This is a genomic window from Flammeovirga sp. SubArs3 (assembly GCF_947387565.1).
GTDB classification, from domain to species: domain Bacteria; phylum Bacteroidota; class Bacteroidia; order Cytophagales; family Flammeovirgaceae; genus Flammeovirga; species Flammeovirga agarivorans.
In genome coordinates this window covers 49,335-62,721 of sequence record NZ_CANDOA010000008.1, presented here as the reverse complement: position 1 = coordinate 62,721, position 13,387 = coordinate 49,335, and the positions used below count along the sequence as shown (strand labels likewise).

The 13,387-nt window shown below is 34.2% G+C and carries 10 protein-coding genes; 5 read left to right on the top strand and 5 right to left on the bottom strand.

All coding sequences use genetic code 11. From position 1 onward, the window contains the following. Positions 1 to 5 precede the first annotated feature (5 nt). Complete coding sequence (locus tag QL232_RS20610) at positions 6 to 2,558, top strand: SpoIIE family protein phosphatase (protein WP_281615592.1); 2,553 nt, start codon at positions 6 to 8, stop codon at positions 2,556 to 2,558. Positions 2,559 to 2,581: 23 nt separating this feature from the next. On the opposite strand, the gene ruvC is transcribed toward QL232_RS20610, so the two are convergent. Together ruvC and QL232_RS20600 are read right to left on the bottom strand one after the other, a co-directional pair. Continuing rightward, positions 2,582 to 3,157, bottom strand: a complete 576-nt coding sequence (gene ruvC, locus QL232_RS20605) for a crossover junction endodeoxyribonuclease RuvC (protein ID WP_168884854.1) — start codon at positions 3,155 to 3,157, stop codon at positions 2,582 to 2,584. A gap of 134 nt (positions 3,158 to 3,291) precedes the next feature. Further along, a complete protein-coding gene (locus QL232_RS20600; RefSeq protein WP_168884853.1) occupies positions 3,292 to 3,690 on the bottom strand; it encodes a hypothetical protein in 399 nt (132 codons plus the stop codon). Positions 3,691 to 4,139: 449 nt separating this feature from the next. Here QL232_RS20600 and rsmG point away from each other — a divergent pair, with 449 nt between their 5' ends. From rsmG to menD, 3 genes are read left to right on the top strand one after another with little or no spacing between them, the layout of a single operon-like run. Continuing rightward, on the top strand, positions 4,140 to 4,778 hold the full coding sequence (gene rsmG, locus QL232_RS20595; RefSeq protein WP_168884852.1) for a 16S rRNA (guanine(527)-N(7))-methyltransferase RsmG: 639 nt from the start codon (positions 4,140 to 4,142) through the stop codon (positions 4,776 to 4,778). Between the two features lie 5 nt (positions 4,779 to 4,783). Then, positions 4,784 to 5,758, top strand: a complete 975-nt coding sequence (locus tag QL232_RS20590) for a polyprenyl synthetase family protein (RefSeq protein WP_281615591.1) — start codon at positions 4,784 to 4,786, stop codon at positions 5,756 to 5,758. Between the two features lie 17 nt (positions 5,759 to 5,775). Continuing rightward, on the top strand, positions 5,776 to 7,473 hold the full coding sequence (gene menD / locus QL232_RS20585; RefSeq protein WP_281615590.1) for a 2-succinyl-5-enolpyruvyl-6-hydroxy-3-cyclohexene-1-carboxylic-acid synthase: 1,698 nt from the start codon (positions 5,776 to 5,778) through the stop codon (positions 7,471 to 7,473). A gap of 78 nt (positions 7,474 to 7,551) precedes the next feature. On the opposite strand, the gene QL232_RS20580 is transcribed toward menD, so the two are convergent. Further along, positions 7,552 to 8,394 carry a 1,4-dihydroxy-2-naphthoyl-CoA synthase gene (locus tag QL232_RS20580; protein WP_168884849.1) on the bottom strand — a complete coding sequence of 281 codons (843 nt, stop codon included), beginning with the start codon at positions 8,392 to 8,394 and terminating at the stop codon, positions 7,552 to 7,554. A gap of 475 nt (positions 8,395 to 8,869) precedes the next feature. On the opposite strand from QL232_RS20580, the gene QL232_RS20575 reads away from it, so the two are divergent. Next, the gene (locus tag QL232_RS20575) at positions 8,870 to 9,172 is read left to right on the top strand and encodes a hypothetical protein (RefSeq protein ID WP_168884848.1); all 303 of its coding nucleotides are present in this window, start codon (positions 8,870 to 8,872) and stop codon (positions 9,170 to 9,172) included. A gap of 62 nt (positions 9,173 to 9,234) precedes the next feature. On the opposite strand, the gene QL232_RS20570 is transcribed toward QL232_RS20575, so the two are convergent. Beyond that, positions 9,235 to 9,900: a DUF2461 domain-containing protein gene (locus tag QL232_RS20570; RefSeq protein ID WP_281615589.1), complete on the bottom strand. Its 666-nt coding sequence runs from the start codon at positions 9,898 to 9,900 to the stop codon at positions 9,235 to 9,237. 163 nt (positions 9,901 to 10,063) lie between these two features. After that, the gene (locus tag QL232_RS20565) at positions 10,064 to 13,366 is read right to left on the bottom strand and encodes a glycoside hydrolase family 38 C-terminal domain-containing protein (RefSeq protein WP_281615588.1); all 3,303 of its coding nucleotides are present in this window, start codon (positions 13,364 to 13,366) and stop codon (positions 10,064 to 10,066) included. Positions 13,367 to 13,387: the final 21 nt, after the last annotated feature.

Genomic DNA, 13,387 nt, shown 5'->3' with positions numbered 1-13,387 from the left:
GCTATATGAAACTCACTCCTCAAAAACGACAAGCCAAAAGTATCAAAACTAGACTGATTTGGTCTTTTGCGGCAAACATTGTTATTATCTTTTTATTGTTTGTAGTGTATGCTTCAATTAGAAATATTACAATCAATGCAGAGCAAGTATCAACGGATTTAAGTTGGATGACTTCTAAAATTCAAGAGGTAAAATCGGATCAAAAGTCATTTTTATTGACAGAGACGATTAACCCTAAATTTTATGAGTCTAAAAAAAACAGGTACATCACTAGTCATAAAGAAGCACTTAAAGCAATTGACGAAAGATTAGAGAAGATGTATGTGAATTCTTATGTGCAAGATGCAGACATCATTCCCAGCCTTAGAGAATTAGAGAAATCATTAGCTGTTTACAGAGAAAGTTTCGATACTTTGATCCATGTGCAATTGGAGCGAGGCTTCAAAAGTTATGGTACGGAAGGTGAAATGCGTAGATCTATTTATAGTGTTATGAATTCAGGGTATGATTTAGATCAAGTAAAGATTCTATCACTAAGAAGACATGAGAAAGATTATATTCTAAGAAAGGATAAGCGTTATGTATCTAAATTAGTAGATGTTCTTGACGATTTAAAAAGTGATATCAATAGAACTGTTAGAGATAAATATGGAAAAGTATTCATTATTGGTGCTTTGGAGAAATACAAAACGAATTTCCTGAAATTAGTATCATTGGATGAACAGCTAGGTTTTTATGGTAAAACAGGAATTAAAGATAACCTGAACGATCAGTTAGCTAGAGTAGAAGATCAGTTAGTGAATATCAATGAAGTGATTAAAGAATATGATCAATATTGGAAAAGGTTAAACATTGTTGTCTTAATCTCTTTTGCTCTAACGATCCTAACAGTAAATGCACTATTACTTTTCTATTTATTAAGCAGATTAGGAAAGCCAATTAATTTACTTTCGAAATCTATACAAAAAATTGTAGAAGAAGACTTCCAAGGAGAGCTATATACTATTAAAACTAAAGACGAATTAGGTGATCTATCAGATGATTTCAATTTCATGATTAATAAAATGAATGAAAGAAGAAATGAGATAGAGGAACAGCAAGTTGAACTTACGGAGACATACGAAAAGATTGATCAGATTCGTCAGATTGGCTCTAAATTAAGTAGACACTTGAAAGTAGAAGGTATTATTCAAGAGTTCTATCACTCTTTACTGAATACACTCGATTTTAGCTCTTTCCTAATTGGTATTCATCAAGATGGTATTATGCATTATCAAGGCTTTAGTGCAAGTGGTGAGAAGATGGCTTTTTCAAGAAATCTTTCAGAATCTACACATTTAGGAGTACAGTGTTTCGAACGTCAGGAACCGATCATTTCGAATGATTATATGAACTCTAATGAGTTGAAACACTTCTTACCAGTATTAACGACTGAAAAAATTAGCTCATTAATTTATCTTCCTTTGATTTCTTCTTCAAGTAAAATTGGTGTTTTAGCAGTGCATAGCGAAGATGTTAATGCATTTTCAGATGTACAGATCAATATGTTGGGTAGTATTGTAGTATATGCAGTAAATGCATTAGATACGGCAATTAACTATCAGAATATGGAAGAATTGGTGGATAGAAAGACCGTTCAGCTTCATGATCACAGGAATCAATTAATGGAGAAAAATGCATTGCTTGAAGGTGCTCTTGAAGAGTTAGAGGTGAAAAATCAACAACAAACAAGTAGTATTCAATATGCCAAAAGAATCCAACAGGCCTTATTACCCAATATATCTTTAATACGATCTAGGTTTGACGATGCTTTTGTTTTCTATAGACCTAAAGATATTGTAAGTGGTGATTTTTATTGGTTTGAAGAAAAAGGAGATCTTACTTATATGGCTGTAGCAGACTGTACAGGGCATGGAGTGCCTGGTGCTTTTATGTCGATCTTAGGTAGGGAAATCCTATCAAACCTTATCAATACACAAGAAATAGTTTCACCTGGCAAATTGTTGGATGAGTTACATGTTCGTATTCGTATTGTCTTGAAACAGGATAGGGTGAATAATAAGGACGGCATGGATATCGGTATGTGTGTCATCAATAAGAGAACAAACGAGTTGAAGTTTGCTGGAGCACATCACCCTCTATATGTTGTGAAAGAATCTGAAGAAGGAAATACGATTGAGACCATCGATGGAAACAAACAATCTATCGGAGGTCATATGTTCAAAAAGAAACAATATGAACCTTTTAAAGAACATGTGATTGATCTTAATAATTCTCCTGAAATTCTTTCATTCTATATGTCTTCAGATGGTTACCAAGATCAGTTTGGGGGAGAAGAAGGACGTAAATTCTACAAGAAATCGTTTAGAAACCTTATGACTGATATTGCTAAAAAACCGATGTATGAGCAAAAGTCATTGATTGCCATGAAAATTGATGAATGGATGGGTGCAGAACACAAACAGACGGATGATATTCTTGTTATTGGTTTTAAACCTACAAGACCAAGGTCAACAACAATAGATTTTTCATCCATCGATGAAATATTAAACGTATAAAGCAAAGGCCTCGATAAGTTGATTTATCGGGGCTTTTTTATTTTTGAGATTCGATTGGGGTTTTCCTTTAAAAAAGCATTCCAAGATTTTGCTTTATTGATATTGTTTCCTTTTTGATACGCATGGCAGACGGCTACACCTAATGCATCAGTAGCATCTAGTAGTGTATTGTCATCTATCTTAAATTTCAACATACTCATAAGCATATTGGCTACTTGTTCTTTAGAGGCATTGCCATTTCCGGTTACAGCAGCTTTTACTTTTTTAGGAGCATACTCTGTAATAGGAATATCTCGAATAAGTGCTGCCGACATGGCAACTCCTTGAGCTCTACCAAGTTTTAAAGCAGATTGAATATTCTGACCAACAAAAGGAGCTTCTAATGCTACTTCATCAGGTGCATATTCATCAAGAATACTAATGATGCGTTCATGGATTTTTCTAAGTTTTATCGCATGGTTAGCATATTTTTTCAAGTGGATTACACCATACTGTACCAAACTAAGTTTTGAACCCTTAGCCAATATAAGTCCATATCCCATTTCTTGCGTTCCGGGGTCAATTCCTAATATCAGTTTTTCAGTAGGCGTACTCTTCATTTGTTTGATTTTGATAGATGGTTGAGTAGCCAAAAATAGACAAAAAAAATGGGATCTCCGACCGAAGATCCCTTACAGCTGTTTTTTGCAACTGTGAACAAACCACCCAAAATTATTAATGACTCAATTTCTTTTTATGCAACCTTCGATGCATTTCTCTGCCAAACAGTTGCTTCCTCTGGTGTTTCAAATATTTTTAATGCTATACTTGGTTCGTTTTCTAATAGATTTTCTAAGTTAATTACAGAGAAACGGGTAAAAGGGTCACATTCATCTTCAATGATAATTCCAAAGTTTTTTACTTTTAAAAGGTCAAGTTTTGGTAGGAACCAGCTTACAATCCAAGGGTTAGAACTCATCCAACCTGATTCAATAAACCTTGCGTCTAAGACAACAATTTTAGGTTTTTTGGATTGTACACTTTTTAAAGACTCTTCTAAGAACTCAGTGAATTTTGTTGGTTGGAAAAATCCACGCATTCTGATAGTCATTACTCCTGTTCTGCTATTTATATCTGTGGTAAAGTTGGTCATATACAATAGGTCATTAATTCGAGTAATTGTTTGCCCTTATTACACCACTCCGTCTTTTTTTGTTCATTCTAAATGTACAGGTAGACGTAATGAAAACACTAAAAATGAAAAAAATCTAATTTTATAAGAATAGGAATATATGGAGAACTCGAACGAAAATATGATTAATCAAAGTGACATTGTAACGGAAAGAAGTAAAATTAGATTTGAGTAGATATTCTAAGAAGAATCTGACATTGTAGTATTATTTCAAGGAAAATAGGAAGAATATGATCCTTAATCTGAAAAAAATAGAAAATGTATTTAAAGGAATTGGAAAAAGTTAGGGGTACATCAGTTAAAAATATTAGTTTTGGAAGATATTTGAGAAAAAGAGATGTGAAAACATCTTCCTTAAATATTTAGTAATAAAAGTAATCACTAAGGCAGAAAAAAAGATACTTCATAGAATGGCTAATATTGATATCTTATTAAAGTATTTTCCAGATTTAACAGATGTACAAAAACATCAATTCTCACAACTTCAAGATTTATATGCGGAGTGGAATGAGAAAGTAAATGTAATTTCTAGAAAAGACATTGAAAACTTATATGAACGTCACATACTACATTCATTAAGTATTGCAAATGTGATCCAATTTAAGCCAGGAAGTGAAATTTTGGATGTAGGTACTGGTGGAGGTTTCCCTGGTATACCTTTAGCGATTATGTTCCCAAAAGTGAAATTCCACCTTGTTGATTCTATTGGGAAAAAAATCAACGTAGTGAACGAAATTGCAAAAGCAGTTGGGTTAACTAATGTTGTAGCAGAACAGGTAAGAGCAGAAAAAGTGGATGGCGAATATGATTTTGTAGTTTCTAGAGCAGTAACTAGAATCGACGTTTTATATCGTTGGGTTAGAACAAAGGTTTCTCACCAACAAGGTCATGAGTGGAATAATGGAATTATCTGCTTAAAAGGTGGTGATCTAACGGAAGAATTCTCAAAGCTTAACAAGAAAAAATATAAGCTAATGGATATGTCGGATATGTTTGAAGAAGATTTCTTCGAAACGAAAAAAGTAGCCTACGTTCCGATAGCAAGATAGAGGATATGTCAAAAAAAATACACGACTTCCAGCGTCCTGTGCAAGAGCATATGCTCAAATTTGAAAAGAAGTTCCGTCAGTATATGAAATCTGATGTGGCACTTCTTGATAGAATTATGAGCTATATTGTGAAAAGCAAAGGTAAACAGATGCGTCCAATTATGGTGTTTCTTACCGCAGGTGCAACTGGTGAAGTTCAAGACCAAACTTACAGAGGAGCAGCTCTAATCGAATTACTACATACTGCCACATTAGTACATGACGACGTTGTTGATGATGCAGATTATCGTCGTGGATTCTTCTCAATTAAAGCACTATGGAAAAATAAAACTGCTGTATTAGTAGGTGATTACCTTTTATCTAGAGGGTTATTACTTTCTGTGGATAATAGCGATTTTGATCTACTACGTTTTGTTTCTACTGCAGTAAAAGAAATGTCTGAAGGTGAGCTGATGCAAATTGAAAAGGCTCGCCGATTAGATATTACAGAGGATGTTTATTTCGAAATTATTCGTCAAAAAACAGCAACATTGATTGCTGCTTGTACAGCTGTTGGGGCTTCATCATCAGGAGCTTCAGAAGAAGTGATCAAAAAGATGCACAAAATGGGAGAGAAGATTGGTATCGCTTTCCAGATTAAAGATGATCTTTTTGATTATGGTACTGATGAGATCGGTAAACCATTAGGTATTGATATTAAAGAAAAGAAAATGACCTTGCCTTTAATCTATGCATTAAATAATGCTACATGGTTAAAGAAAAAAGAGATTATTTTCAAAATTAAAACTCAGAATACAAACCAAAAGGTTGTACGAGAGATTATAGAGTTTGTAAAGTCTTCTGGTGGCTTAGAGTATGCAGAAAAAACGATGCATGAATACATCAAACAAGGTAGAGGTATCTTGGATGAACTTCCAGATTCTGAATATAAAGCAGCTTTACACCAATTAATCACTTACGTTGTAGAACGTAAAATCTAACTCTAGACAACTTTAAAATGAGTCAACACCGAAAGGATTTATTAGTTGAAGTCGGACAATTTGTAGAACAAGTTTACCAAATGGGTGTTAGAGAAGTGGTATTATCGCCAGGGTCTCGTGTCGCTCCATTGGCATTGGCATTTGTTCGTCACCCTCATATAAAAACTAGAACCGTTAGTGATGAAAGATCAGCTGCATTTATTGCACTGGGTATAGCACAGCAAACTAATTCTCCCATTGTTATAGCATGTACATCTGGAACTGCAGCATTGGATTATGCTCCAGCAGTGGCAGAAGCTTTTTATCAACGTATTCCACTTATTGTACTCACCGCCGATCGTCCAACAGAATGGATAGATCAATGGGATGGACAAACTATTCGACAACAAAATATATTTGGGGGACATGTTAAAAAGTCATTCCAAATGCCTGTCGATTTATCTCATGATGATGCAAAATGGTATAGAAGAAGGATAGGAGCAGAGGCTTTACAAAAAGCACTTGATTTTCCTCAAGGCCCTATACAAATTAATTGGCCTCTAAGAGAACCTTTTTATCCAGAGGAAGGTGAGGAGTTTGTCTATGATTCGGAGAATGCTAAAGCTGTTAAGGTAATAAAATCGGAAACTTACCTTGATCAGGATACTTGGGAGGAAGAAATACTTCCAATAGTACAGTCATATAAGAAGATTCTTATTGTGGCAGGGCAAGGACAAAGAGAAGATTCATTAGTAGAGAGCTTTAATCAATTAAATATTCCTGTCGTATCTGATATTATTTCCAATTATGGAAATGCTACTTCGGCAATAATTCATCAAGATGTTTTTCTTAAGGCAGAATGTATTGAAGTACTGCAGCCCGATGTGTTAATCACTTTTGGGATGTCTGTAATTTCTAAAAACTTAAAGCTCTTCTTAAGAAAGAATCCACCAAAATATCATATACACCTTCAGGAAGCAGGAGAGGTTCCAGATCCTTTTATGGCTTTATCTACTGTTGTTCGTTCAACTCCAGATGCTTTTTTTGATCAACTATCTGAATTAGAGTTTGATGCAAAGTATTTAGAAGAATGGAAAAGTGCAGATGAAAAGGTAAAAGCCAATAGAATCGATTTCTTTGAACTACTTACTTTTTCGGAGTTGGAGGTAGTCAACCATTTATTATCGGAACTACCAGAAAATTCAGTACTGCATTTGGCAAATAGCATGTCAGTAAGGTATGCTAACTTTTTAGGGTTAGAACGAGATGATGTTGATGTTTATGCCAATCGAGGAACAAGCGGTATAGATGGAAGTACTTCTACTGCCATAGGACATGCTATATCAGATCCAGACAGAACACACTTCCTATTGACTGGAGATCTGGCATTCTTTTACGATAGAAATGCGTTCTGGAATAACTATTTACCTAAAAACCTTAAAGTGGTGTTATTAAATAACCAAGGAGGAGTAATTTTTAGGATGATCGATGGCCCTACTAGACAACCAGAATTAGAAGAATACTTCGAAACTCATCAAAGAACATCAGCCAAATTCTTAGCAGAAGAGTTTCAATGTAAATATTGGGAAGCAAATTCTAGAGAGGAGTTTTATTTCTCATATGATAGTTTCCTAAATGAATTGGAGAACGTCAGTATCTTTGAAGTGTTCACAGACAAAAATATTAGTAAGAATACCTTTAAAGCATTCAAAAGAGAAGGTTTATATTCCAAATAAAATATTCTTTCAATAAAAAAGGGCGTTAATTGACCAATCAATTAACGCCCTTTTTTGTGTTATATCAATGCTATTATATCATGGAAACTTAGGGAAAGTTGAGAAGTCTCGTTTTCTCTTTTCTAAGAAAGCATTTCTTCCTTCAACAGCTTCTTCCGTACCATAAGCTAATCGCGTAGCCTCACCAGCATATACTTGTTGGCCTACTAATCCATCATCGATTAAGTTGAAACCAAACTTAAGCATTTTAATTGCCGTAGGGCTCTTCGTCATAATTTCTTGTGCCCAATCGTATGCTACTTGTTCTAATTCTTCATGAGGTACAACTTTATTTACCATACCCATTTCATAAGCTTCTTGTGCAGAGTACTCTGCACCTAAAAAGAAAATCTCTCTTGCTCTTTTTTGTCCTACCTGACGAGCTAGGTAAGCGGAACCGAAACCACCATCAAAACTAGCAACATCAGCATCTGTTTGCTTAAACTTCGCATGTTCTTTACTTGCAATAGTCATGTCACAAACTACATGTAAACTATGACCACCACCTACAGCCCATCCTGGAACTACAGCGATAACAACTTTATTCATAAAACGGATCTGACGTTGAACATCAAGAATATTAAATCTATTGATGCCGTTAGAACCTTTATATCCAGTATTTGATCTAACACGTTGGTCTCCACCAGAACAGAATGCCCAACCACCGTCTTTTTCAGAAGGACCTTCACCTGTAATAAGTACTACACCAATTTCTTGGCTCTCATGACAAATAATTAAAGCTTCCCATAATTCATCTACAGTCTTTGGAGTAAATGCATTTCTACATTCCGGTCTATTGAATGCGATTCTAGCAACACCATTTAATGACTTAAAGGTGATTTCCTCGTATTCTTTCTCAGTTTTCCATTCTAGTTCTGCCATTCCTATTTTGTTTGTATTCAAAGTTCCACAAATGTAATAACTATCACTCATACTTAAGTATACCTTTAATCATTTTTCAGTTTGGTTTTTGAAAATTGTTATATCTATATAAAGGGAACTTTTTAAGAGTAGCAGAAACAGGTTGCGATCCTTATTGAACCGTAGTAGTGAAACATAGTTTTATACAGGATTATCGCTGTAAGTTTATATTATTCAGTAGTTTGTGTAATTATTTCAAGAATTAATTTAACATTATAAATCTACTGATTTAATAGGGTGGTAGTAAAGAATATGAATTATCCGTTATTAGTTGTTGGATTATTTCAATAAAATCAGCAATTATGGTATTTTGCACAGTGTTAAGTGAAGAAATATTTGGAGGAGACCAAAAAAAATTATTCCTTTTGATTACAAAGCATCACTAAATTTTTCTACTTATTAAAGGAATTGTTATAATTCTAAGATCCATCGAAGAATGAAAATTATCAGAGCAATTAAACATTTTTTAAATGGTAACGAACACAACGATTTGACTACTACTGTAACTGAATCTACTACAACAACAAATCGTTCTACCATGAATAAAGCTTATTATGATCTCTTAAACCAAAGAATAATGCGTCGTCAGGATAATTTGGTTAAACTTCAAAGAGCTGTAAAAGAAATGCAGACTACTTTTAAAGAGAATCAGACAAACGCTTCACATGTTGCAAATATCGCAGCACTTAATGCCATGCTTGACATAGAAGAGCAAGAGTTGGCAGAAGAAATTTACTAAATAAAAAGGCCGATAGTGAAAGCTATCGGCTTAAATTTTTTATGAGTAGTAGTATTTACCCGTTACAAGACGCTTTCCCCATTTAAATCTGTCGTTAGAACATCAGTCATATAATCGAAGAATGGTCTTAAAGCTTGGAATGTAGAAATAATTTCATCTTGGAATGTAGGTGATAAAACTTCTTCGTTAGAGAATTTTCTAATCGCGATAAACTGTTTCTTACGAATAAGGTCTATTGCAGGATCTTCTTTACTAAAACCTTTTGGAGCTGTTTTTACTTCATCACCTTGTAGTGTCCCAAAGTTCTTTACGAATACAGGATCATTAATGATTCCTCTCATCTCGTCTGCACCAAACTCAAATTCTTGACGAATTCTTTTTAAATCATCTTTGTTGGGGCCATAAAATCCACCACCAACCATAGAATTATTATTTTCGATATGTAGAAAATATCCTCCTCTTAATTGTGGTTTCACTCTAGAAAAATAACCAGAGAACCATGTTTTATAAGGAGTTTTATCTTTGGAGAATCTTACATCGCGATAAATTCTATAGATTTTATGAGCATCAATTTGGTCCGTTTGATTCAATTTTACTTGAAGTTCATTGAACAACTCTTTCATCGTTCCCAAATGTGCCTGATATTCCTTTTTATGTTCAGTAAACCAATCTTTTTGGTTGTTTTCCTTTAATTCGGAGAGAAAGTCTAAAAGTGATGTAGTGATCATATAGTTTTTCTAATTTGAAATAGGAATATAAGTGTTGTTTTTATAAAATTCTATATCTGACAGTAACTTTATAATAATTCAAGTTGATTAAAAACCATATAAAAAAGCCCATTCAAAGTAAATGCTTTAAATGGGCTTTAGTTGTGAAATAATTCAACAATAATTATTTAGAAGATACTCCGTTGGTTGTTTCAATTAGTAAGAAACGAATACCCCATCCGGTAATATTTTCTTTTTCTGAATATTCAGATAGCTGATCTCCATGGATATTAGAAAGGGATATAGATTTCACTTTATCCGATTTTTCCCATTCTAAAATATGATCTGCAGCTGAGGCATTTAATAAGGTAACCAACACTTTGTTTTCACCCATTGGTCTAGATGCCGTTACCAAAATATGCTTTGATTTTGGTGTGATTAATCCAGCAAAACTTTCACTTTGAGTTTCACTAATTAATAATGGCTGAGAAACTTGAGTACTAAAACGTTTCGCATCACTAGAAACATAACTACCATGTGGTTTCAATACAAACCTAAAGGAATGCCATCCTTCTTGACTTGCTTTATAATTTGTTTCCCAATAATTATTCATCAGGTAAGCATAAATAGTCTGTGTAGGTTTTACTTCTTGAACCCATCCATAAGATAATGCATCTGTAGTAATCTCACCCAACTCAATCATTGGAGCATCAGGAGAAGCCCATGTGATACCATGGTCTATGTTTGAAACATCTACATAGCGTTGTACAGTGAAGTAATTTTTACAAGAACCATCAAGTTGTTCTTTTTCTGGAATATATTCTCCAAAAGGAACATCAATTCTAACAGTTCCATTTTTTACATTAAATGGGAAACCAATATGAACTCCTTCTGGATCATAAACATTACTTTTATTTATCTGATTATCAATCTCAATTTCATTACTGTAAGCATTAATCTTAAAGAATCTTACCCATTCTTCTGTACCAGGAGCTGATGAAGCAACTTTTAAAACCGTAAGAAGATCTCCCGATTCAACGATGTCAATTTCAATATTTCCTTTTGTAGTTAGTGGAGCTTTAGGATTTCTACCCGCTACATAGTAAAAATCATTCAGTCCTTTAAGTGTGCTTTTATCAACTAATTCTTTCTGTCTTTTCTTATCAAATAATGAAACAATAGTACCATTAACTTGGTCAATATTTAATTTGATATCTTTATTTTCAATAGAAGAATCTGTTGTGATAAGTTTCTCTACTGTGTAGGCATCTCCTTCTTTTACAGTCAATGATTTTGTTGAATAGGCAGGCATGTTTTCAATCCAAACAGCTAATTCTCCATTATTTAACCTTTGTGATGGGAGTTTTTTTCCAGTTTCATCAATAACTAAATCACCATTTTTTGATTGTTCTTGTGATAAATAAATTAGATTGGATCTTTCCCAACTCAACGTATTGGTAACCTCAATACCGCTAGATGCTTTTTTAGTATTTAATGCCAGTTCCAATAGCTCATTTGCAATACTATCTGCTTTTAAGGCAAAAGATTGTTTTACTGCCCATTGAGAATGAACAAAATCTGCTTCTGGTTCTGAAATTGAATTGTAAGCTCCCCAAGTATGTTCGTTGTATAATAAAACATATCTCCATGCTTGCTCAAAAGTTTCGTTAGGAATATCACTATTATTTAAACTTAATAAAGTCATAGCTTGTGATAACTTTTCAGAAGCATTTCTAACTAAAGCTGTTTCTTTGGAAGTTGATCCAGCACCATCTTCCCAATAAGGAGTAAAATCTCCCTTTACTACAGGTAATTCATCTCCAAAACGTTCTTCAAACGCCTTAAATGATTCTGTTGTCGTTGATAGTACTACTCTTGGAGTTTCATAAGTTTCATTCCATTGTTTAACTGTCTCTGAAATTCCCTGATCTACTGGTCCATTATCAGAACCTACTGTATATCTTAATGTTGTGATATCATAAGGGTAGTTTCTATCATTTAATTCGTTAAGGTAATCAAAGACAGATTTTGGAGTTAATAATACCTTTAAATCTGTAAAACCTAGACCAGTATGAAAGTGTGAGTAACCTTTTTCATGTACCCAAACCATAATTTTTTCTTCTCCAGAAGGGGAACTCCAATAGAAAGGACGATCACCCCAGGTAGAAATCGTTCCGCCGATTCTATGGAATACGTTGGTACCCGCAGATAAATATTTTACACCCGAATGTGCTAAAACAGGTACTAACCCCCATGTATAACCTGGTACGTCTGTAATCATTGCAGACTCTAAAGGAGCACCCACTTCATCAGAAACTTGTAATGCATCAAAAGTAGACTCGACTAACTCCTGTGGGTTAGATAAGCCTGTAAGCATATTTCCATAAAGACCATCTAGTTCAATCGAGCCATTTTTTACCGCTTTAAGAAATGCTTCTTTTTTCTCAGGAGTTGTGTTTTTAAGATAGCTTTCAACAGCCCACATCACTTCTACGGACCATTTAAACTTAGAATCTTCTGGATAATCGGCTGTTTTCTCACTCATCATAACAGCATCATCTAAGTTTTGCCATTGCATTTTCTCCACTTCATCTTGTGTATGAGTATACCCAATGTCAACATGAGAATGGTGTAAGAGATAAACGTCATAAGGCTTAACTGGAGTAAGTGTAATCTTTCTTTCATCTAATACCTTTTTGCCAACTTTAACTGCAACATCAACAGTTGTATTTTCAGTTACTTTGGGTACTTTGATTCTGAAAACATTGGCACCTACATTTAACGTTACTTTTTCCTTTTGTTTTCCTGCAGTTATTACTGCATTCGTTGGATTTCCATAATGTAGTATGGTAGTTCTTAAAAGCTGTTGTGGCCCTTTAGAAGATTTTACTACGGCAGGTTCTTGTTTCCAGCTGACATTACCATCAACACCATATTTAAAAAGCATCATCCAACTGGATTTACCAATCGTTGGAGCAACGATTTTCATACGGATAGGTTGGTCTTTTGGTAAATCTTCTGCTTTGATTTTTAAGAAGCCGTAACCAAATAAATCGCTGTAAGCATCAATCATAGTTCCTTTAAAAGTTAACTTAGATTGATTTGGACCTTCTGTAATAACATCCTGTAGGATGCTTTCTTCAGGGGCAGTAAATGTGAAATATTTTTTATCGTTGATATAAATATCGTAGCTGTATTGTGCTCTATCAATATCAACACCCATGATTACTCCATATTCTACAAATTCCCCCTTAAAAGAAGACGGTACAGCTTCTGCTTTCCATTCCATCACTTCTTTGCCGTTTTCACAACGTACGAGCATGGCTTGGTTGGCATCTTCTTGTGGAGACTTGTAGGGCATAATATCCCCATGGAGATAATTGGTATATCCTTTTAGGAAAAGTTGGTTCTGAGCTGATATTGGACCGATAATGCTCAAATGGAAGATTAATATCATCCACCAGTTCTTAGTAATAAGTTGATTCATTTAACAATCGTATTTAGTTGT